The organism is Weissella cibaria KACC 11862 (assembly GCF_000193635.1).
GTDB classification, from domain to species: domain Bacteria; phylum Bacillota; class Bacilli; order Lactobacillales; family Lactobacillaceae; genus Weissella; species Weissella cibaria.
Genome location: NZ_AEKT01000044.1, coordinates 28,541 through 49,344 on the forward strand (window position 1 = coordinate 28,541; position 20,804 = coordinate 49,344).

20 protein-coding genes and 1 riboswitch are annotated in these 20,804 nt (G+C 45.2%); of the genes, 4 read left to right on the plus strand and 16 right to left on the minus strand.

The window, feature by feature from the left end; all coding sequences use genetic code 11:
• Positions 1-84 precede the first annotated feature (84 nt).
• On the plus strand, positions 85-1,440 hold the full coding sequence (locus ESE_RS0109155; protein WP_010374117.1) for an aspartate kinase: 1,356 nt from the start codon (positions 85-87) through the stop codon (positions 1,438-1,440).
• Positions 1,441-1,502: 62 nt separating this feature from the next.
• On the opposite strand, the gene ESE_RS0109160 is transcribed toward ESE_RS0109155, so the two are convergent.
• From ESE_RS0109160 to ESE_RS0109170, 3 genes are read right to left on the minus strand one after another with little or no spacing between them, the layout of a single operon-like run.
• Positions 1,503-2,513 carry a DUF3114 domain-containing protein gene (locus ESE_RS0109160; RefSeq protein ID WP_010374119.1) on the minus strand — a complete coding sequence of 337 codons (1,011 nt, stop codon included), beginning with the start codon at positions 2,511-2,513 and terminating at the stop codon, positions 1,503-1,505.
• Between the two features lie 34 nt (positions 2,514-2,547).
• Positions 2,548-3,540, minus strand: a complete 993-nt coding sequence (gene rbsR / locus ESE_RS0109165) for a ribose utilization transcriptional repressor RbsR (protein WP_010374121.1) — start codon at positions 3,538-3,540, stop codon at positions 2,548-2,550.
• A 14-nt stretch (positions 3,541-3,554) separates the two neighbouring features.
• Positions 3,555-4,409 (minus strand): GHMP family kinase ATP-binding protein, encoded by an 855-nt coding sequence (locus ESE_RS0109170; RefSeq protein WP_010374123.1) that lies wholly within the window; start codon positions 4,407-4,409, stop codon positions 3,555-3,557.
• Positions 4,410-4,673: 264 nt separating this feature from the next.
• Positions 4,674-4,771: riboswitch (THF riboswitch) on the plus strand.
• Positions 4,772-4,812: 41 nt separating this feature from the next.
• Between ESE_RS0109170 and ESE_RS0109175 the strand changes: the two genes are divergently transcribed.
• Positions 4,813-5,361 carry a folate family ECF transporter S component gene (locus ESE_RS0109175; protein ID WP_010374125.1) on the plus strand — a complete coding sequence of 183 codons (549 nt, stop codon included), beginning with the start codon at positions 4,813-4,815 and terminating at the stop codon, positions 5,359-5,361.
• Positions 5,362-5,422: 61 nt separating this feature from the next.
• Here the strand turns inward: ESE_RS0109175 and ESE_RS0109180 are convergent, their stop codons facing one another.
• Complete coding sequence (locus ESE_RS0109180; RefSeq protein WP_010374127.1) at positions 5,423-5,737, minus strand: hypothetical protein; 315 nt, start codon at positions 5,735-5,737, stop codon at positions 5,423-5,425.
• 183 nt (positions 5,738-5,920) lie between these two features.
• Here ESE_RS0109180 and ESE_RS0109185 point away from each other — a divergent pair, with 183 nt between their 5' ends.
• Positions 5,921-6,577: a metal-dependent transcriptional regulator gene (locus tag ESE_RS0109185; RefSeq protein WP_010374129.1), complete on the plus strand. Its 657-nt coding sequence runs from the start codon at positions 5,921-5,923 to the stop codon at positions 6,575-6,577.
• 45 nt (positions 6,578-6,622) lie between these two features.
• Here ESE_RS0109185 and ESE_RS0109190 read toward each other — a convergent pair whose 3' ends face one another.
• The 7 genes from ESE_RS0109190 to rlmD form a co-directional block, all read right to left on the minus strand.
• Positions 6,623-7,348, minus strand: coding sequence for a class A sortase (locus tag ESE_RS0109190; protein WP_010374131.1), 726 nt, complete (start codon positions 7,346-7,348; stop codon positions 6,623-6,625).
• A 100-nt stretch (positions 7,349-7,448) separates the two neighbouring features.
• On the minus strand, positions 7,449-8,330 hold the full coding sequence (locus ESE_RS0109195) for a transcriptional regulator (protein WP_010374133.1): 882 nt from the start codon (positions 8,328-8,330) through the stop codon (positions 7,449-7,451).
• A complete protein-coding gene (locus ESE_RS0109200) occupies positions 8,323-9,240 on the minus strand; it encodes a hypothetical protein (protein ID WP_137636375.1) in 918 nt (305 codons plus the stop codon). The genes ESE_RS0109195 and ESE_RS0109200 overlap by 8 nt, the downstream gene beginning before the upstream one ends.
• 205 nt (positions 9,241-9,445) lie before the next feature.
• Positions 9,446-10,087: a redox-sensing transcriptional repressor Rex gene (locus ESE_RS0109205; RefSeq protein WP_010374137.1), complete on the minus strand. Its 642-nt coding sequence runs from the start codon at positions 10,085-10,087 to the stop codon at positions 9,446-9,448.
• A gap of 224 nt (positions 10,088-10,311) precedes the next feature.
• Positions 10,312-11,619, minus strand: a complete 1,308-nt coding sequence (locus ESE_RS0109210; protein ID WP_010374139.1) for a DEAD/DEAH box helicase — start codon at positions 11,617-11,619, stop codon at positions 10,312-10,314.
• Positions 11,620-11,724: 105 nt separating this feature from the next.
• The gene (locus ESE_RS0109215; protein ID WP_029237507.1) at positions 11,725-12,717 is read right to left on the minus strand and encodes a Gfo/Idh/MocA family protein; all 993 of its coding nucleotides are present in this window, start codon (positions 12,715-12,717) and stop codon (positions 11,725-11,727) included.
• A 143-nt stretch (positions 12,718-12,860) separates the two neighbouring features.
• Positions 12,861-14,228 (minus strand): 23S rRNA (uracil(1939)-C(5))-methyltransferase RlmD, encoded by a 1,368-nt coding sequence (rlmD, locus tag ESE_RS0109220; RefSeq protein WP_010374143.1) that lies wholly within the window; start codon positions 14,226-14,228, stop codon positions 12,861-12,863.
• 197 nt (positions 14,229-14,425) lie between these two features.
• Between rlmD and ESE_RS0109225 the strand changes: the two genes are divergently transcribed.
• On the plus strand, positions 14,426-15,961 hold the full coding sequence (locus ESE_RS0109225; RefSeq protein WP_010374144.1) for a helix-turn-helix domain-containing protein: 1,536 nt from the start codon (positions 14,426-14,428) through the stop codon (positions 15,959-15,961).
• A gap of 52 nt (positions 15,962-16,013) precedes the next feature.
• Here ESE_RS0109225 and htpX read toward each other — a convergent pair whose 3' ends face one another.
• The 5 genes from htpX to ESE_RS0109250 form a co-directional block, all read right to left on the minus strand.
• Positions 16,014-16,910 (minus strand): zinc metalloprotease HtpX, encoded by an 897-nt coding sequence (htpX, locus tag ESE_RS0109230; RefSeq protein ID WP_010374146.1) that lies wholly within the window; start codon positions 16,908-16,910, stop codon positions 16,014-16,016.
• 17 nt (positions 16,911-16,927) lie between these two features.
• Positions 16,928-17,497 carry a LemA family protein gene (locus ESE_RS0109235; RefSeq protein WP_010374148.1) on the minus strand — a complete coding sequence of 190 codons (570 nt, stop codon included), beginning with the start codon at positions 17,495-17,497 and terminating at the stop codon, positions 16,928-16,930.
• Positions 17,498-17,568: 71 nt separating this feature from the next.
• Positions 17,569-18,603: a serine hydrolase domain-containing protein gene (locus tag ESE_RS0109240; protein ID WP_010374150.1), complete on the minus strand. Its 1,035-nt coding sequence runs from the start codon at positions 18,601-18,603 to the stop codon at positions 17,569-17,571.
• A 10-nt stretch (positions 18,604-18,613) separates the two neighbouring features.
• Positions 18,614-18,934: a Txe/YoeB family addiction module toxin gene (locus ESE_RS0109245; protein ID WP_010374151.1), complete on the minus strand. Its 321-nt coding sequence runs from the start codon at positions 18,932-18,934 to the stop codon at positions 18,614-18,616.
• Between the two features lie 111 nt (positions 18,935-19,045).
• Positions 19,046-20,770 carry a phospho-sugar mutase gene (locus tag ESE_RS0109250; RefSeq protein ID WP_010374153.1) on the minus strand — a complete coding sequence of 575 codons (1,725 nt, stop codon included), beginning with the start codon at positions 20,768-20,770 and terminating at the stop codon, positions 19,046-19,048.
• Between the last annotated feature and the right edge of the window lie 34 nt (positions 20,771-20,804).

Genomic DNA, 20,804 nt, shown 5'->3' on the forward strand with positions numbered 1-20,804 from the left:
TATAACTGTCAACACTTGACATCTGCCATTTTTTAATTTTGAATTATCATCAACAAATGAATGAATACACAAGAGGAAATTAGTATGAATGTAATCAAGTTTGGTGGTTCTTCCTTAGCTGAGGGCTCACAATTAGAAAAAGTTATTGCAATTATCAGCGCAGATACTGCCCGTCAAGTCGTCGTTGTATCTGCGCCAGGCAAGCGTTTCAAGGATGACATCAAGGTTACTGATTTACTTGCAAGCTACGCGGAACAAGCAATTGCGGGGGATGATACCGTCGCCATTCAGGCCGAAATCATTAACCGATATCGTCAAATCGTCGCGTATTTCAACCTCGACGAAACCGAGATCATTGGGACCCTATCTGAACAACTGGCAAAGCTAAGTCGGGTCCACTATCCCTCGTTTGACTACTTATACGCAGCCTTTATGGGTCATGGCGAATTACTAAACGCCCAACTAATTGCCTATGTCATGCGGGGTCTTGGTCACAACGCTCGTTTCGTGTCACCAGCCGATTTAGGGATGATTGTCACTGGCACACCCCGCGCGGCTCGCATTCGCGAAGATAGTTATACGCGCTTAGCGAACTTCCAAATCGCAGCCGATGAGATTATTATCGTGCCCGGTTTTCTTGCCTATACCAATGAGGGGCTAATGGCCACCTTTTCACGTGGCGGATCTGACATCACCGGTGCTATTTTGGCACGCGGGTTGCACGCGGATTTATATGAAAATTTCACTGATGTATCAGCAATCTATGCTGTTGATCCACACATCATTGATCATCCAGCCGCCATCACAACGATGTCCTACCGGGAAATGCGTGAATTAGCCTACGCTGGCTTTGCGGTGTTCCACGATGAAGCGATTATTCCAGTAATTGAAGCTAATATTCCAATTAACGTGAAAAACACAAATAACCCCACGGCACCCGGCACGATGATTGTACCTGTCAAACAAGTCACCAACCCACGTCCGGTAACTGGTATTGCGAGTGATACCCGTTTTGCGGCCCTATACTTACACCGTTATTTGCTTAATAAAGAGGTCGGCTTTACCCTACGAATTCTGGAAATTTTGGCCAAACATGGGGTTAGTTATGAGCACATGCCATCTGGTATCGATGACATGACCATTATTTTCGATAAAACGCAAATTACTGACGCAATGCGTGATGCGATTTGTGATGAAATCCAAACCACTTTAGAACCAGACCATTTGGAATGGATTGATGATTTTGCCATTATTATGGTGGTTGGTGAAGGGATGAATAATCGCATCGGCGCTTTTTCAGAAATCGCGACCCCATTATCTGACGCTGGGATTACATTACCCATGATTAACCAAGGTGCTTCCCAAATTTCACTAATGCTTGGCGTACGCGCCGAACAAGTGGACGATGCCGTCCGGGTGATTTATGACGCGGTCTTTTAACCCCTTTGTTTGCTATTAAAAAAGACACCCGCAACCATAAACCGTTGCAGGTGTCTTTTTCGTTAAAATTGATTTTTTGCATAGTTGCGCAGATCTGATTCCAACCCTGCCGTCCGGGCAGCCGGTTTCACATCCAATGCTTCGTGAATTTCGCCACCCTGACCAGCATAATTGGCTGATTCAGTATTAGCAATCTGCTGTAATTCAGTCAAAGAGTACGCCGCAGGATCTTGTACAAATCGTAATGAACCATCGGCCATTTCGATTTGTTGCTCTTCCAGAGCATCCCAAAGCGACACAATCTGATCATCACGATCGAAAATTAACTCGACATGATAATCCGGTGTCACCACCTTAACATTGCTTTGGTCTGCAACGCCTCGATTATGTAACGCCACACCAGGATGCAAAACTTCTTTGCCAGTAAACAACAACACCTTAGCTTCATATTGGGCGCGCGTCCAATTCATGTGGCGCACAAAATCAGACACCGGCTTACCGAGATAATAGCGTAGCTGGTTGTCAAACGTTACCGTCAATTGCTTACTCGTGGCATATCGTGACCGAATACCGTTCCACGCCCGATACTTCAGACGCATCAAAAAGGCAACTCGGTTAACAAAATCCCAATAGTCTTGCAAATCCGTTTCATTTTCTAACTGCAGGTAATACAAGTTCGGCGTCATATCACGCTTAGCCCAATCACCCAAATGGGTCATTTGGACAAAATTCGTGTCGTCACGTTGCAATCCCAACACTTGATAAAGCATCCCCAACCGATCCGTTGCCGTTGCACTACCACGGTGGAAACCTGAAATTAACATTTTCGTAAATAATGATGACCCAATCCGGTGCGCCTCATACCATTTCTGCGTTAAGACACCCGTCATCGTATCATCCGTCAGTTCAGGTGCAGTTGCCACAGCCTCAACATAAGCCGCCACCGCCTTTGGTAACCACCCGTCTGCCGTGAGTACTTCAGTCTGGCCCAAAAGTGCCGCTGACATCGCAGCCCGGTGGACGTCAACGCCCTTAGGGTTTTCTATCAGTTCGCGTGTTCGCTTAAAAAGCATATGCACACCTCCTCTTCCCACTAGCTTACCATAATTAAGCAAATGGCGCAGTTGATTCACGCACAATTAGGTTCGCATCAAACGCTGCCACCTGTCGCTCACCATCAGGTTGAGCAATACGTTGCAACACCAAATCCAAGGCTGACTTCGCAATATCCCAAACCGGTTGTTCAATTGTCGTGAGCGCTGGCCGGAAAAATTCCGCATAATCCGTATCATCATAACCAATAACCGACATTTCTGTGGGTACCTTAATACCAATCGCATTTAACCCGGAAATCAACCCAATGGCCAATTCATCATTAAGGGCAAACGCCGCGGTTGCATGCGTCACGGAAACAGCCATTGCCGCAGCGCGACCAGCGTGCTTTGTCAAATTTCGGGTAGCCACTTCGCTCACCTTGACACCCGCTTCCGCCATCGCTTCCTTGAAGCTGGCCGTCCGATACAACAAATTATCGGTATACACTTGGTTACCCAACAGCACCACGTGTTTGTGGCCCAATGCAATTAAATGCTCGGCTGCTTTACGGCCGCCCTGCGTATCTGATGAATAAACCGCATCAGCATCTTCCAACTCATCATGATTTTCCAAGACAACCATCGCGATGCCGCGACGCTTCAAGCTTCGAGCAACGGCGGGTGGATTTGACAGTTGACTCGCCACCACAATGCCTTGGACCCCTGCGGCAACTAACGTCTCAACCGTTTGATCAGCGGTTGCCGTTTCAGCAGTCATAATCGATAGTGACACATTATCAGGCAAACCTTCCTGCATGCGTTGCACAATATCTCCAAAGTAAGGATTTCGCAAACTTGGCACCAGCACACCAATCATCGTTGTCGTCCCGCGCTTTAAACTACGGGCACTGGCGTTTGGTACATAGCCGACTTCATCACGTGCTGCAAAGACCTTCTGCTTGGTTGCATCCGAAAAACGCTCCCCTTTACCGTTTAACACTTGTGACACAGTTGCAATTGAAACGCCTGCCAAATTTGCAACGTCTCGAATTGACGCCTTCCCCATTATCCGTCTCCTTCTTAATTCACACTCATCCCCGTGTTTGCAATATCAACCACTTCAAACTTACCTGGCAACGCCAAGTAAGCCAACACATCCAATAAATCATTGACTTTATCTGGTGCCACCAGCGTCACAATTGCCGGTCCAGCACCAGCCAAGACCGTTCCGTAAACCTCTAGTGCGTGTGACGCTTGCCGAATCTTGGCTAATTCCGGTACCTCAGCCTGACGGGCCGTATCTAATCCGGCGGTCTCCAGCAATTGCCCAGCAAGGACCACTTGCTGATTCTGCCATGCAGCTAGCAACATGTTACCCGCCGCTGCTGTCGCCATAGCCGCTGCTTGCGAGAATTGCTCGGGCCGATGGGTCGCCACCTCACGTTGATACTCAGGTAAGTAAATGACCGCTTGGTAAGCTGGTGCAACAACCCCACTCGCAAAAACGTTACCCGCTTCTAGATAACTCACTGTCACGCCACCCAGTAGCGCGGCAGTCACGTTGGCTGGTTGACCTTCAGTACGTGCTGCCAACGTTAATTTCGTATAGTCGTCTAAATCCAGTTCACCCAATTGGTTAGCTAACTCTATTGCGGCCAGCAACGCAGCCGTTGAAGAGCCCAACCCTTGACGGAGTGGAATATCCGACGTTACGCGAATCCGATGTGGCGTTATATTGGGATATAAGTTTTGGGCAACAGCAACGATATAATTGGTGGCATCCGTCGGAATCGTCTCACCTAAATTGTGTTCGACCAACCAGACATCATTGGCTGAAATAACTTCAAGCGTTAAATAGCGATCGAGCGCAATACCAATTGACGCGACGCCGGGACCGAAATCCCCTAATGTTGCAGGTACTTTTATTGTTATCATGCGGGTCTCTTTCTTCGTAAAATTACTTTGTAAACATTTTACCAAGTTTTACTAAAAATGACAGCCCCCTCAATTAGAGTTTGTTCTTAATTTATTAAGAAATCCGTGCAAGTTTCCCATCACAACGGCCATTATTAGACATAAAACTAACAATTGAAACGTTTAAACCTAAATATTTTCGTTATTTAACATTTTACTTACGATATCACCCCACTTTTCCTGCCACCAATCAATAAATTGCGCTATAATAAATCACGTAACAGATGCAGGGTAGACTTTGGTGCGTTAAGTGCCGTGGAAACGGAATGTGGGCCACGGACGAAGGACAACGTGTTCGCGATACCATCGTCACATTCACTGTAAGAAGTGAAACCCTCCAAATACTAAAGGAGGTGTTTTCGATATGAAGACATTAAGTTACGCATTACCTCGTCTGCGCACGACGCAGCTTGCATTATTGGGCATTCTGATGGCCCTCGAAATCGTTATCGGTCGCTTTACATTTGGCCCAGCTTCTGTGAAGGTTGGCTTCACATTTATCGTCGTTGGCTTGATTGCAAAGTGGTATGGTCCTTATTGGGGCATGATTGTTGCCTTTTTTAACGACTTTCTATCAACGATGATTAGTGGCTATAGCTACTTTTGGGGATTCGCCGTTTCAGCATTAGTCGGTGCTGCCATTTACGGCTTCGCTTTTTATGGGCGCGAACACATTAGTTGGTTACGGGTCATTGTTACCGTTATCTTGGTCCTATTCTTGGTTAACGCCGTTTTGAATACCCTTTGGATTGTGATCATGGGTGGCATGACGGATCCTAAGGCAATTACATCACTCCTTTGGGTTCGTGGCATTAAGCAAATTATTTTCTTGCCAATTCAAGCGATTATCCTGTATTTTTTCTTGAATCACCCAACGCTTGAGCAAATGCGCGAACGCCTATTATTCAAGTAATAACTGAGTAAAAACCCCAGCTTTGAATTTAAAAGCTGGGGTTTATTAGTTTGGTTAGTTTTTAGTAACTCTGATGAACAGCTAGTCCAATTTCACGACAAGCTGCTTCAAACCGATTCGCAAACTTATTCCGCTCATCCGCCGTCGCAAATTTAAGCGCAAATTCTTCATAGATACTGCCACAACCAATGCGGTAGATACAACTGTCATAGACCCGCCCGACAAATATCGGACCGTTCTTTGTCATCGTTGCCTCAACCGCTCCTTGCAGCAGCTTTGCCGTCTGCACCGGCATTTCCCGGGTGCTTTGCATCAGGGTGTGTAACTTTTGCACACCCACTAACTTGTTTCCTTGGCGAATCTCGTTTCCTCGCATTTGGGCCTCCAAAACGTGTTATCTGACGGACGTCAGAGTGATTTAATTGACAATTAATTATACCATGTAATTTTATTTTAATGCTGATTAAAAATATTTTAGTCAACCAGTTAACCCTATTATCAAACCCCACGTGTTATAATGAACACACGAAACATTTCAAACAAAAAAAGGACTGCTATTATGAGCGAATCAATTTCAAAAACCCAGTATCTCCAAACTATTTTGGAGCTCAGCAGTGGGGATGAAACAACTAAGATTTCAAATAACCAAATCGCTGAACATTTGAATGTAACGCCTTCTTCAGTATCAAACATGCTGGCAAAGTTGCAAGAAGCTGGCGAAGTTGACGTTGTGCCATACTACGGGGTAACACTAACTGAACCTGGTCGACAAACAGCGTTGCGCTTGATTCGATCACACCGTCTGATTGAAACCTTCGGTGCCACAAAGCTCGGGCTGTCGATTTCAGAAGCGCACTTCAACGCTGACAATTTGGATCACGATGCTGATGTTGAATTTGTTGACGCCCTTGAACGTTTCTTAGATTTCCCAAAGTACAGCCCCCACGGCCTACTAATTCCTGACGCCAACTTTAATTATGAACAAGAGAAGTTGCGTACTTTGCGTGAAGCCAAGGATTTAGAAACCGTTACGTTAAACAGTTTCACTGAAGATTTGGAATTACTACAATATGTCGAAACGGTTGGCCTTGAACTAGGGACAACTTGGACAATCAAGGAACGCCTGCCATTTGATGGCCCACTTGTATTGTCAGATGGTTCACGTGATGTGCAAGTCACGCAACACGCTGCCGACTTTATTTTTATTAACGATTAACAGAAAAAGCGGATGAGACTAAATCTCATCCGCTTTTTGTTTGACTTACTTAATCCAACGATTATCTGCTGTAAATGCTGTTTGAATTGACTTAGGCGTCTTATCCCAAGCTGTTGTCCGTTCAAGTTCGCCGCGCATCATCACACGCCCGCGTTCAGCCGTATAATCACATGTAATCAACGTCACCAACTTCTTACCAGCTACTGGATACACCCAATCAACATCGGTCGGCTTAATAACTTTAAAGTCAACGGCCCGATACTCGTAAACGTGATTCATATCCGTTAAATAAATTTTCTGACCGACTGCACCCTTGTAGTAAATTGGTGAAAACAACACATCGCGGCCAGAGTCGCCTTGAATGAAGTGACTGGCAAGCGCATAGTTACCTTCACCCATGGTTTGATCAGGAAACATCGTCCCCGCCCCTAATGATAGATTTAAATCAGTTGTCCCATTTGAAATTGGCACCGATAGACCAATCTCAGGAATCGCGACAAACCCAATAAAATTAATCTTTCCCGCGTTCACTCGGGCAGCCAGTACCTGTTGCGCCGTTAATGACCCAACCTTTTGCCAATCATAGTTAGCCGTTTTCTTTTCAGCCGCCCCCTTCTTAATGGACGTCTTCGTCACCTCTGGTTCGTACGTCTTTAACGCGACATTTGCAATCTGATTATGAAAAATCAACAGCAAAGAAATAAGTAGCAGCACAACAAATATGACCGCTCGTAGCCAGGCCCCCACGCGCCGTTTCTTTTTTTCTGTCATTATCCCCCCACCTTTCTTTTCCCATTATAACCATTTGAAACCATCAAAATAAGACGCAGACGTGTCCAAATTCATAAGACAATTGACAAACATTGCACCTTTAGTCCTTTGCAAATGTCATTTTTTCAAACCATGCAAACTGCGACTGGAACGTCTTGATTTCACCGTCCGCATAAAAATAGTCTATATCCGCCAACAATTCAGCCACCGCGGTTGTGTACGCCGAATCATCACACGCACCATCATAGCGGGTTAGCAACAGCTGAATAAACTTGATGTAGATCAATGCCGAATAATTTGTCGCAAAGGTAAACCGTTGCACAATCGATCGTAAAGCGCTGACAAACAGTCGTGAATCGTGTCCACTCGCAACTCGCTGTAATAGATTAAAGATTAAACCATTAATCTTTAATTCATGATGTCTGGTTGAGAAAAAACGACTACGCACATTAATTTTAACGATTTTTTCAAGTACAGGCACGGTTATTTCTGGTGACAAGTATGGTAACGCACATTGGGTTAATTCCAATTCATAACGTGTCCAAAAAGGTAACGCCAATAATTCTGTGAATACCACCGTGGCTTGGCGTTGCTTTTCATCGTCACGATCTGTGTTTTGCCGGAAATAGAGCATCCATGTTAGCCAGCCATAGTGACGGTAGCCGGTTTGCTCTTGCAATTGTTGAATTTCAGCCTGAATAACCGCACCGCCGTCATAGTCTGTAACCGACAATTGTTTAATGCGTTCAGCTAGTAGTCTGAACGTTGTATCTTCTGGAATAATCAATTCTGCCAATTCTGTTTCAGTCAGCCCTAATCCATAGACTAAATGATAAAAATCGGTGATTTCAATATCCGCATCTCCTTTGACAAAGCGATAATACGTCGCCCGGTTCAAACCAGAGTACGTTAACAATTGTGTTAATGGTATGTTTTTAGCTTTGCGAATATCGTTAATTACTTGGCCTACATGATCAGTCATTTGTCTCTATAACCCCCCAGGCAATTCGGAACAAAATAACAAACGTTTGGGTTACTTCCCCGGCTTGCTCAGCATTGTCATGAATCGCCTTCATAAATCGACTAATTTTTTGCTCGGCATCTAACAAAATTTGTGGATTATGTTCACGCCACGCCCGCTCAATATCAGCTAAAGCCCGCCGGTATGGGGCATGCTCCAAAATATACGCTGCAGGGGATAGCTCATTAATAAACGCCACAAATTTTACATAGTCATCGTAGTTTTTTCGAGTCAACACCGTCTCAGCCATCATCAAGATATTATCAGACCAAATCGTCGTCACTTCTACAGCGGGAAAACGCTCGCGAAATTGCTGTTTATCAATGACGTATTTTTGAAACTCGGCGAGCACTGATTCAATTGGTGCATCTGATGATAATGAGATGAAGTATAAGGTGACTTCTATCGCTGTCCATAGGTCTGTTTTGGCCACTAACCGGCGCATTTCCTGTTTCAACAGTGCTTTTTGTTCCTCATCGTCAAACACCAGTGCTAACGCATATTCGGCAATCAGCAACACTTCCCGGTCGGCCAACAGATGATACTCCTCAACTTGCGCCTCTAAATCGGTAATGATTTGTTTGGCAAGTGTGAAATCGCCCATCCGCATGGCGCGCCCAAATTTCATCAAAAAACGACCATAGGCCGATAATTCGCCATCTTCAGCGTAGGCAATTAAATTAACGGGACGGCCACCCATAAACCGAATTAGCCGAATTGCTAATTGTAAATTCAGCGGAGTCTCCCCTTTCATCACCCGATAATAGGCCGACTTACTCATCACGTGTTGATCAATGTCTTTCGTATGTATCCGGCGGTTCTGCTTCATATGCCGCATCGCCTCTAACAGACGTTCACTATGCTTATTCATTACGCCACTACTTCTTTTTTATAGTCATTATTAGCAGTGTATCAAACATTTTTGTGATTAAACAGGTCGCCCATGTCCCAATCATAGGACACTTTTCGTGAAATTATCATTCTCGTTCTGAACAACTTGCTCGTTTTTTTGGTGGCGAAAGAAAAACACTTTGCTCACCAGTGCATACCGGTAAACAAAGTGTTTCACGTATCATTTAGGCTTCAGCCCCACCAAAATTGTTGATGAAGTAAAGCAATGTTTGTAACTCGTTCGTCAAGTCAACATTTTGCACGCGAACGTCACTTGGCACGTCCAAACGTAGTGGTGTGAAATTCAAAATTCCGTGCACCCCAGCCTTTGCCAAACGGTTAGCCAAATCTTGGGCAACTGGCGCTGGAACCGTCAAAATAGCCACATCAATCCGTTGATCTGAAATCTGCTTTTCCAAATCATCAAGACTGTAAACTGGCACACCAGCTTGAATCGTGTTCACGATATCTTCGTTGATATCAAAGGCTGCCGAAATTCGCGCATTAGAACTTTGGTGGAAGTTAAAGTTCAACAAAGCTTGACCAAGATTTCCAACTCCAACTAGGGCAACTGAAGCCAAAGTATCTTGATTCAAAATTTCACCAAAGAAAGTCATCAACGCCTTAACGTCATACCCGTATCCGCGCTTTCCCAAAGCACCGAAGTATGAAAAATCACGACGAATTGTCGCAGCGTCAAACTTTACTGCATCAGAAAGCTCATTTGATGAAACACGTGTTGTGCCCGCATCCAGCAAAAGCTTCAAATAACGGTAATAAATTGGCAATCGCTTTGCGGTTGCGCGTGGGATGTCATGTTCTGCCATGTCAGCCGTCCTCATTATTCTTTATTTTTTATCTCTAAGTTATTTCACAAATAAATTCTCACTTGTGAACTCTCTATCCTTATTAATAGTAACATATAACCGCCCTTATGTGAACTAAATAACAATTGTTTTTCACAAAATAAAAGGACCACTCGTCCGGAAAAGTGGTCCCAACGCCTAAACATCGCCGTTTTTCAGACGTGTTTTAGCCAATATTTTTTTCATTAACGCTTTGGCTTACCCTTGTTTTTGCTGTGCTTACGCTTCGCCTTTTTCTCCTTTGCAAAGCGGTCCGTTCGCGACACAACTTCTTCGGTGGCTTGCTTCTTAGGCGCTTTCTTGCCTAGACGAGGCTTTGCTGGCTGCTTTGGCTTGGCAGAAGCTGGTTGTTGACCAGCCGCTTCTGCCGGGGCTGGTGTTGGTGCGCCAGTTGAGCCAGAAAATGACTTGGGTTTAGCCGCTTGTTCAACTCCCGTCACAAGTTGGATATCAACTGCGACCAAGCGACGCAAATCACGTAAATCGTGGTCATTTCCAAATGAAATCACCAAGCCATGCTTACCCATACGTCCAGTACGTCCAGCACGGTGCGTATACGTCTCACCAGTGCGTGGCAAATCAAAGTTAATGATTGCGGGCAAATCGGGAATGTCCAAGCCACGGGCTGCCACATCAGTCGTCAGCAAGAATTTTGCTGTCCCCTTGCGGAAGTTTTCCAATGACTTCGCACGCGTTGAGCTAGAATCACCACGAACTAGGGTTGCCATTGCGACGTGCTCGTGGGCTAGGAAACTAGCTGTAATCTTCAATTGCTTCGTTGTGTTAAAGAATACGATGGCTTGGAAATTCTTGCGGGCAGCTAACTGACGCAACCGCTTATTGCGTTGCTCACGGGCTGTTGGCCAGAACTCATGTGCAATCGCAGTTGGGATTGGCACGTTCCGTTGGTCAATGCGGTTAAATTCACGGTCAAATAGACCAGCCGCAATCGTTTGATCGACTTCCGTAGCACCAAATAGTGCCACCTGCACCTCTTGATCATCGACGGTATCCCAAACGGCATCAATTTGCTTAGCCGTATCTTCGGTCAAGAGTTCATCCGCTTCGTCCAATAGCAAGGTGCGCAAACGACGCAACTTTAACTTACCATTATCCACAAGCTCAGCCACACGCCCAGGTGTCCCAACAATCACTTCAGGATGCTTTTTCAATGCATCCAATTGGCGCTTAACATTAGCGCCACCCGTCAAGGCCAACACCTTTAAGTCTAATAGCGTCGCCCACTCACGGACCACCCGTGTCGTTTGCATGGCTAACTCTTGTGATGGTGCCAAAATAAGGAGTTGCTCACCATCCCCTGGCACTAAAGTTGGTAACAAGGGCCATGTAAAGGCCAAAGTCTTACCAGTTCCTGTTGGAGCCAATGCGTCGATTGATTCACCATTCGCCAGTGGTTCAGCCACGGCCTCTTGGATTGGCGTTAGGGTTGTAAAGCCTACTGATGCCAAACGTTCTTCAAAACGAGTATCCATTCTTTTTCCTCATGTCATTTCGTTTACTTTTCGTTCCTTTCATTGTAACAGAAAAGCACGCTTCATAACTGTTCACGAACAGATTATGAAGCGTGCTTGCAAAGATTACTTATCTGCTGGGAAAACAATGCCAGCATCTTGACGCAAATTGGTTAACACAATATTCACGCGTTGACTCAACGTCAGCAATTCGCGATATGTCGCATCTTGACCAACTGGGTCATTAATAATCGCGGCGAATACTTGCATCTCTGGCACCATTGGATTTGCAGGTGCTGGTGTGCTGATTTCAGTGTCGTTACCAGCACCATCTTTATAAATGACTTCGCCCAATTCAGCGATTGAATCAATCACAATCGTGTCACGCATCCCCAAAATTTCCGAATGCAAATAACTGTTGGCTCCCTTACCAAATTGGATCGTCACATCAAAGTCAGCATAGCGCAAAATGGCAATTCCGCGGCCATCTGCCCCATTACGTAGTGGTGTTGCAAAGTAGTGACTTTCTTTGGGCATCCCAAACAGCTTAATCGCTGCATACAATGGATAAACCCCTAAATCGGTCAATGCACCGGCACTGAACTCGCGGGTTAAGACATTGGGCTCTTTGCCTGCCAAATAATCGTCAAAGCGTGACGAATACTTTTCATACACTAACGTTGCCCCGGAAATATGCGCCATCTCCGCCACTTTCGCTTCAATCGCTTTAAAATTAGCTTGATGCACGTGACGAGCTGCTTCAAATAAGCGGACATTGGGGTGCTCACGCAAGGCAGAGTAAACAGCTTCATATTCCTTCGTATTTGAAAAGGCTGACTTTTCAACAATCACATGGAGATCATGTGCAATCGCCTGCAGGGTTTGCTCATAATGCAAGCTATTTGGTGATGCAATATAAACAACTTCAATGCCACTCTCATAAAAGGCAGCTAAATCGGTATAAACCGTAACTTCCCCAAAGTCTTTGGCAAACGCCTCACCAGTCTCGGCCCGTCGTGAGTAAACCGCTGTTAATTGGTATGCTTGCGATTCATGCGCCGCTTCTACCAACATTTTCGTAATCCAATTTGTGCCAATAATTCCTAACTTTAACGTCATCATTCACTCCTTAGTTAATCTATATCCCACTTTAAAGCGCTTTCAATAATGCTATTGTACCATCAAAAGCCAAAAAAGCTCATCAATCATTTGAAATGACTAATGAGCTTAATTGGGTTATCGATAGTTTTTAGTTTTTAAAATTAGTCCTTAACGAACACAGTGACAGATTCAATGTGTGTCGTCTGTGGGAATTGGTCAATTGGTTGAACTGGCCCTTGAATGTGGTAACCGTTCTCCAAAATTTGAACCGTGTCACGTGCCAAAGTTGCTGGGTTGCAACTAATGTACACGAACTTTTCTGGTTCCATACCAGTTGCAGCATCAATCAATTCTGGCGTCAAGCCCTTACGTGGCGGATCAACGAAGATGACGTCTGGTCGCATACCAGCTTCATGCCATTCAACCATCTTCTCTTCAGCCTTACCAAGTTCAAACTTAGCATTGTTAACCCCGTTAATGTCGGCGTTACGCTTGGCATCATCTACGGCACCAGGTACAACTTCGACACCCAAGACAGACTTAACACGATCAGCGATGGTCAATGAAATTGTTCCGATACCTGAGTAGGCGTCAATAACTTCTTCATCACCAGTCAAGCCGGCCTTATCAGCAGCCAATTGGTACAGCGTTTCCGTCGTTTGTGGGTTAACTTGGTAGAATGAGTTTGGTCCGATGACGAACTTCTTGCCGAACAACGTGTCGGTAATCACATCCTTACCCCAAAGCGTGTTATTCTTTTCACCCAAGATGACATTCGTCTTCTCTTGGTTCACGTTTTGAATGATTGACTTTACTTCTGGCAACGCCTCGCGAATATCCGCGACAATCATTTCAGCCCCGGGCACCTTCTTTGAACGCGTGACCAAAACAACCATCATTTCGTGGCTGTAGTAACCGCGACGAACCATGATGTTACGGATAACACCAGTGTGTTCAAATTCGTTATAAGCAGGAATGTGGTACTTACGCAAGATATCACGAATAACCACAATTGCCTTGTCAATTTCAGGGTCTTGAATATAGAAATCTTCAATTGGCATCAAGTTGTGTGAACCACGACGGAAGAAACCTGTCGTCAATTCACCACGCAATTCACGCGTTGGAATTTGTGCCTTATTACGATATCCTGTTGGGTTTTCCATACCAAGCGTCTCAGAAACTTCAACATCAACGTGTTGCTTCTTAAACAATTCTTGGATTTGGTTTTGCTTGAAACGCAATTGGGCGTCATAGTTCAAGTGAGCCAAAGGCGCAATTCCAGTTGTCAATGTCGCAACATCAACTTCCTTATTACGATCAGCAGATTCCTTCAACGTCTTAATAACGCGACCAAATGCATACGTTCCTGCAACCTTCGTAATACCGACCCGAATTTCTTCACCCGGAACAGCGTTTGCTACGAAGATTGGAAAATCATCAACCTTAACGACTCCGTTTCCTTCGTACGTTAAGTCGATGACCGTTGCGTCAAATTCTTGGTTCTTCACCACTGGCGCTTTTTTCTTCATCATAATCTCCTTTAGTTGGCCTTTTCGACGACCAAATGTACTTACATTATAGCATAACCAGAACACTCACTTAATGAAATCCCCGTGAGAATCCGCATTTAGAAAATTTCATGAAAACTAAAAAAAGACAATTCGTATTCAGAAACGAGACTTGCGATAATTAACTTAATGATTAAAACAATATAGCAGGTATCAATATGGACTGGATGCTACAGAAAAAAGAACGTGAAAAACTTTGGTTAAACACCTATTTGCTACAACAGAATACAGACACAGTTGCCGTTAAACAAGTTGTAAAAGAATTGGGCTGGTCGCGCTACTTAGTCCAAAGTAACGGCATTGACTTAGTGCGCGATTTACAGGCCTTACAACCTGACGCACCAACGCTGATTGCATATGACGAGCATAAAAAAGTATTTTCAATTAATGCCGCCTTGGAAACCGCTGAGCATGCACTACGTCTCCACTATCTCCACCAATCTTTGCGGAATTTGTTCCTTAACGATTTGTTTTTTGAACGCCTAACAAGTTTGGAAGATTTTGCTGAACGACATAATACCAGCATTTCCACGGCACGCGAAATCAAACTCTATCTGGCTAAAAACTTAGCCCAATTCGATATTAGTATTAGTGATGATTTGAAATTAGTTGGCAACGAACGTGGCGTTCGTCAACTTGGGTTCCAAATCGTCTACCACTACTATGCGGCACAAGAAGAACCTTTCCCGGCTGCCGACCGTCCGCCACTCAAAGCAATCTTTGAAACCTTTTTAGCTACTCTGCCACAACCCTTACCCGAATCGGCTAAACTAGCCTTCTATTATCAATTTGGGATTTGGCATTTTCGGATTGCTCAGGGTCATCAATTACACGCCGCGGTTACGGATCCCTTGTTTCGACCAACGGCAACGTTGACTGGTCCAGTTCGACAGTACACCGCTGCTTTAACTGATTTACTGTGTAAGCAAACCGGTCTATCTGCCGATACGTTAGACATCGAAATCCGTTACGCGATGACAACTTTGGTAGCCATGGGATTTATTCCTGAGGCAACGCCAGCTGATAGCGCGACGACAGAAACATTAGCGACATTGGCTGTGTTTACTGACATTATACAATCAAGTTACCTGAGTTTTTTCAAACCACAAGAGGGTTTAGAAACCACGGTACTAGCCACGATTGGCCAAGATTTATACCCGTTGCATCTGCGCTTACTTCATTTCAATCAACACCCAATTGATAGTCACCCAAACATTTTGAATGCCTACCAATTTTATCCGCTACATACCGCTTACACACTGCACGTATTACGACGGATTGCAACCCGTTTTAAGCTCTCCTTCGAAACGGTATACAAAACATTGTTCACGGAATATCTGAATACGTTCATCGACCGCTTACCGCGTGAGCAAATCTTCCCGCTACTAACAGTGACCGTTGATTTGCCAGCACGTGCCTCACTAGCCCGGTACACGAAACGTCTCTTAGCAGATATCTTTGGTGCAAATAGTTTAGTCACTAACCACTATACGGCGCAAAGTGATTTATATATCGCTGATTTTGCCCTGACCGCTGATCAATCACGGCCTGGGTTTGTCTGGCAGGAGATTCCAACAATTCCACAAATTACGATGTTGTACAATCAAGTACACACGTTAACTATCCAAAAATTCGAACAAGTTACCGGTAACCAGATTGAACGAATTACCAACAACCAAACTCCACGTGCATAAAAAAATCCCACTCCTAATGCAAACTGCATCAAGAGTGGGATTTTTAATATCATTACAAATTACGCAATGCTTCAATTCGCTTATCCATCGGTGGGTGAGTCGCAAATAAACCTGCTAACTTATCGCCCTTCAATGGGTTCGCGATGTATAAGGCTGCGCTCTCTGGTGAAACATTCTGTTCTGACATAGGTTCACTCTGCGAGATTTTCGTCAACGCATTAATCAGGCCTTGTGGGTTACGGGTCAATTCGACGGCCCCTGCATCAGCCAGGTATTCACGATTTCGTGAGATAGCCAACTGAACCAAGGTTGCCGCCATTGGCGCTAATAGCAATACCAAGAGCGACACGACGATACCGATGATATTACTACCACCACCTTCGCGATCCCGATCACGGTTACCACCACCAAAGTACCAAAAGTGCGTGCCTAAATTCGCCAACAACGCGATCGCTGAGGTCATCGCCACAGCAATCGTTTGAATGCGAATATCATAGTTACGCACGTGCGTCATTTCGTGGGCCATAACGCCTTCAAGTTCTTCACGATTCAAGCGTTGCAGAATGCCAGTTGTCGCTGCCACGGCTGCGTGTTGCGGATCGTTTCCGGTTGCAAATGCATTGGGACTGGGATCGTCAATAATGAAGACACGTGGCATCGGCACTTGTGCGACCATCGCCATGTCTTCCACGATATGCCACAAGTCAGGCGCCTGATCTGCTGACGTCACCTCTGTCGCGTGATTCATCGACATCACGACATCAGTTGATTGGCCAAACATAAAGACGGCATACACAATTCCTGCGACTAACGCAATCACGACACCCGGCATCCAGCGTCCAAACATATAGGTTCCTAACGCTGCCCCAACCACGCCCATGAACAGAAAGAAACCAAAGAAGAGCAAAATCGTTTTGCGCTTATTTTTGGCAATTTGTTCAAATAGCATAGGTCACTGTTCTCCGTTTATAATCCTTGATCGTCAAATGATACCTTAACAACTGCCTTCTCTTCTTCCGGCGTTTGCAAGAATTCACTTGGTTGGAAGTGATGCATCTTAGCCACAATGTTTGATGGGAACGATTGCAACTTCGTGTTGTAGTTTGCCGTCGTCGTGTTGAACAATTGACGTGAGTACGCAATTTTATTTTCCGTGTTCGTCAACTCATCCATCAACTTGTTGTATTGCGCTGATGCCTTCAAATCAGGGTACGCCTCAGCAACCGCAAATACTGACTTCAAACTCGTTGTCAATTGGTCAGAAATTTCCATTGCTTGTTGGTGGTCACCGGCTGGGACTTGCGTCAATGCGTTTCGCAATGACACCACTTTTTCTAGTGTGCCTTGCTCAAACTTGGCATACCCCTTAACTGTTTCCAGCAAGTTAGGAATCAAGTCATTTCGACGCTTCAATTGCACATCAATTTGGCTCCAAGATTCCTGAGTTTGCATACGTGAACGTACCAAACCGTTGTAGATTGACATCCAAATCAATCCAATGACAACAACGACTGCAATTATAATTAAAATCGTCATGTTTTATCCCCCTAGTGGTCTATTTTGTACTACTTTCATTTTACCAGAAATTCAACTTTGTCGTGACAAAATTACACTTGATCAAAAAATGCCTGTGTGAATTCATAACGATCTTTTAACCAAGATGTGTTATCACGTGATGGGTGGACCCGATTTGTCAAAACGACAAGCCCCTGCATCGTCCGATAATTAATCGCCATAATTGTTCCTGTGAAGCCCGTTTGGTACAGCCAATCGGTCACGACGACTGGGTTATCTTCACCACCATAGGTCCAAAAATGCCAACCAAACGTTCGAATGCCAGCCTGATTGGCTGCCAAATAACCGGCCATGTTTGCCGGTAAATCGTCATCTGGCATCAACCACTCGTGTACAAATGACAATGCATCAGATGCGGTCGCAAACATCCCCGCATGGCCAGCCGCACCACCCAGGAGGTATGCTTTGAAATCATCAACTTGTCCCTGTAGGATGCCGCCACGAACCGGCACGTCTTCTGTTGGCACAAAGCGGGACGTTGGTGCCTGCAAGCCGCCAATGCCCGGGACACGATACCCACTCGCCGTTAATTTTTTGGGTGTCAGTAAATTAGCCGTCATATCCGTCACCAGTGGCAACCCAGTCACAGCAGTTAACACTTTGCCGAGTAACATGAACCCAACATCTGAGTATTTTGTTACCCGGCCAGGCTCATTTATTAACTCACCAGCCATGATGTCTGTTTCCAACATCGATTTCGTTAATGCTGGTACTTGTCGCACACTACTTGGCAGGCCGGCATTATGCAAGAGTAACTGGCCGACCGTAACACGGTCATTACCATAATTCGGTAGAATGCTTTTGACAGTTGTATTCGGCGTCACTTGGCCTGCTTTGAAGAGTTGGATGAAACGCATGGTCGTATATAACTTCGTCAAACTCGCCAAGTCATAGATGTGGTTAACCGACAATAACTCATCTGCAAATTGACCGGTGCCAACTTTACCGACTGACGCGATTTCTTTTTGGCCTTTGAAGTTAACCACCCCAACTGTTGCCCCAAACAAACGCCCGTCATCAACCATCGTTTGGGCAATTTTTTCAAGTCGTTCAATTAATTGATCCATTAGCCTGCCCTCACGACGTCATGCTTTTCATATAGTGATAACGAAGCTGGGCAATCGTGACATCCCCATTACCTTCTGGGAAATAAATCATACGATTCGCACTATCGATTCGGCGGGACCAGCCGCCATCCAAGCCAGCTTGTAATTCAGGCTTTCCAGTCCCTTCAAAGGGTGTGCGAAAGACTTCTTTCAATAGTTTGTTAATTTTTTTAATCGTCTTTGGATCTTGTGTCAAAAAGTATTGATAGTCGTCGAATGCTTGTTCGGTAAAAATCATCTTTTTACCGCCCCGCATGCCGTCGGCTAGCTTTTTAGCTGCTTTCATTGCCATTAGGCATCACCTCATCTCTTGATTTATATGGTTATCATATCATGTGGAAAAAACAGTTCGTTTAAAAAAGACCGCCACAACCAAACAAGTTGTAGCGGTCAATTGTTATTATTAGTCTACATAAGTGGCAATTGTTGCTTGAATTGCAGCCAATTCATCAGCAGCAGCTTGAGCCGTAGCACCCTTTGTGCCGACATAGAACTTAATCTTTGGCTCAGTTCCTGAAGGACGAACAGCAACCCATGAACCGTCAGCCAACCAGTACTTCACTACATTGGCCTTTGGCAATGTCATTGGTGTAACAGCCCCGGTTGTTGTGTCCGTCTCAGTTTGCAATGAGAAGTCTTCAACCTTGGCAACCTGAACACCACCAAATTCAGCGGGTGTTTCGGCACGGAACTTGTTCATCAAAGCGGCAATCTTTTCAGCCCCGTCAACCCCTGCAAACGTCAATGACTTCGTGTTTTCAACGAAATAACCGTATTGTTCGAACAACTCTTGCAAACCATCGTACAACGTCTTACCCAATGACTTGTAGTAAGCCGCCACTTCGGCCAACAAAACCGTTGCTTGGACTGAATCCTTGTCACGTGCAAACGACTTCACCAAGTAACCGTATGACTCTTCAAAACCAAACAAGAACGTGTGCTCGTTCGTGTCTTCGAAGTGTTGAATTTGCTCGGCAATGTACTTGAAACCAGTCAACACGTTAATTGTTTCAACCCCAAAGTTCTTAGCAATATCTGCTGCGAATTCTGAAGAAACGATTGACTTAACCAATGCCCCGTTGGCAGGCAAAGTACCGGCAGCCTTCTTGGCCGTCAACAAGTAGTTCAATAGCACAGCCCCAATTTGGTTACCCGTCAACAATTGGTACTCGCCTGATGGTTGGCGTACCGCCGTCCCCATTCGGTCAGCGTCTGGGTCAACTGCGATAACGACATCAGCGCCTTGTTCCTTAGCCAAAGAAATTCCCATTGCCAGTGCTTCGGGATCTTCAGGATTTGGCAACTTAACTGTTGGGAAATCACCGTTTGGCTCTGCTTGTTCAGGCACAATGGTCACGTTTTCAAAGCCCGCATTTTGCAAAGCTTGTCCCGCAATCAACGCACCCGTTCCGTGCAATGGTGAGTACACCAACTTCATGTCCTTACCGACCGTATCGATTAATTCTTGGTTAACCGTCACCGTCTTGACTTCAGCCAAGTAAGCGTCATCGACTTCCTTGCCAATCTTGACCAACAAACCAGCAGCCACTAGTTCAGCTTCATCCTTAACTGGCACTTCGAACATGTTAGCTTCACGAATTGAAGCCGTGATGATGTCTGATTCCTTTGGTGGCATTTGCCCACCATCTTCACCATAAATCTTGTAGCCGTTGTAATCCTTTGGGTTGTGTGACGCCGTAATCATAATACCGGCATACGCATTCAAGTGGCGTACCGTAAATGACAATTCAGGTGTTGGACGCAACGTCTCGAAGACGTACGCCTTAATACCGTGAGCCCCCAAAACCTTAGCAGATTCAATTGCAAATTCTGGTGAGAAGTGACGTGAATCGTAAGAAATCGCAACACCACGTCCCTTAACTGCATCATCCAATGAATCCATCAAGCGGGCCAATCCCTCAGTTGCTTGACGCACCGTAAAGATGTTCATTCGGTTAATTCCAGCACCCAGGATACCACGCATACCAGCCGTTCCGAATGAAAGTGGTTGGTAAAAAGCGTCTTCAGCCGCCTTGTCATCAGTTGCAAGTTGTTGCATATCAGCTTGCAAGTTTGCTGGCAAATCAGTGCGATCTGCCCAAATTTGGTAATTATCTTGCCAAGTCATGTTTCAAAATTCTCCTTTGTATAAGTCCCCACGC

What these genes read in the sequence shown, in the direction of transcription:
- htpX (WP_010374146.1), bottom strand. Translation starts at nt 16,910, where the DNA reads ATGCTATTTGAACAAATTGCCAAAAATAAGCGCAAAACGATTTTGCTC.
- ESE_RS0109250 (WP_010374153.1), bottom strand. Translation starts at nt 20,770, where the DNA reads ATGACTTGGCAAGATAATTACCAAATTTGGGCAGATCGCACTGATTTG.
- rlmD (WP_010374143.1), bottom strand. Translation starts at nt 14,228, where the DNA reads ATGAAGAAAAAAGCGCCAGTGGTGAAGAACCAAGAATTTGACGCAACG.
- ESE_RS0109185 (WP_010374129.1), top strand. Translation starts at nt 5,921, where the DNA reads ATGAGCGAATCAATTTCAAAAACCCAGTATCTCCAAACTATTTTGGAG.
- ESE_RS0109240 (WP_010374150.1), bottom strand. Translation starts at nt 18,603, where the DNA reads ATGGATCAATTAATTGAACGACTTGAAAAAATTGCCCAAACGATGGTT.
- ESE_RS0109205 (WP_010374137.1), bottom strand. Translation starts at nt 10,087, where the DNA reads ATGGCAGAACATGACATCCCACGCGCAACCGCAAAGCGATTGCCAATT.
- ESE_RS0109170 (WP_010374123.1), bottom strand. Translation starts at nt 4,409, where the DNA reads ATGATAACAATAAAAGTACCTGCAACATTAGGGGATTTCGGTCCCGGC.
- ESE_RS0109180 (WP_010374127.1), bottom strand. Translation starts at nt 5,737, where the DNA reads ATGCGAGGAAACGAGATTCGCCAAGGAAACAAGTTAGTGGGTGTGCAA.
- ESE_RS0109225 (WP_010374144.1), top strand. Translation starts at nt 14,426, where the DNA reads ATGGACTGGATGCTACAGAAAAAAGAACGTGAAAAACTTTGGTTAAAC.
- ESE_RS0109215 (WP_029237507.1), bottom strand. Translation starts at nt 12,717, where the DNA reads ATGACGTTAAAGTTAGGAATTATTGGCACAAATTGGATTACGAAAATG.
- ESE_RS0109235 (WP_010374148.1), bottom strand. Translation starts at nt 17,497, where the DNA reads ATGACGATTTTAATTATAATTGCAGTCGTTGTTGTCATTGGATTGATT.
- ESE_RS0109245 (WP_010374151.1), bottom strand. Translation starts at nt 18,934, where the DNA reads ATGGCAATGAAAGCAGCTAAAAAGCTAGCCGACGGCATGCGGGGCGGT.
- ESE_RS0109190 (WP_010374131.1), bottom strand. Translation starts at nt 7,348, where the DNA reads ATGACAGAAAAAAAGAAACGGCGCGTGGGGGCCTGGCTACGAGCGGTC.
- ESE_RS0109195 (WP_010374133.1), bottom strand. Translation starts at nt 8,330, where the DNA reads ATGACTGATCATGTAGGCCAAGTAATTAACGATATTCGCAAAGCTAAA.
- ESE_RS0109210 (WP_010374139.1), bottom strand. Translation starts at nt 11,619, where the DNA reads ATGGATACTCGTTTTGAAGAACGTTTGGCATCAGTAGGCTTTACAACC.
- ESE_RS0109160 (WP_010374119.1), bottom strand. Translation starts at nt 2,513, where the DNA reads ATGCTTTTTAAGCGAACACGCGAACTGATAGAAAACCCTAAGGGCGTT.
- rbsR (WP_010374121.1), bottom strand. Translation starts at nt 3,540, where the DNA reads ATGGGGAAGGCGTCAATTCGAGACGTTGCAAATTTGGCAGGCGTTTCA.
- ESE_RS0109155 (WP_010374117.1), top strand. Translation starts at nt 85, where the DNA reads ATGAATGTAATCAAGTTTGGTGGTTCTTCCTTAGCTGAGGGCTCACAA.
- ESE_RS0109175 (WP_010374125.1), top strand. Translation starts at nt 4,813, where the DNA reads ATGAAGACATTAAGTTACGCATTACCTCGTCTGCGCACGACGCAGCTT.
- ESE_RS0109200 (WP_137636375.1), bottom strand. Translation starts at nt 9,240, where the DNA reads ATGAATAAGCATAGTGAACGTCTGTTAGAGGCGATGCGGCATATGAAG.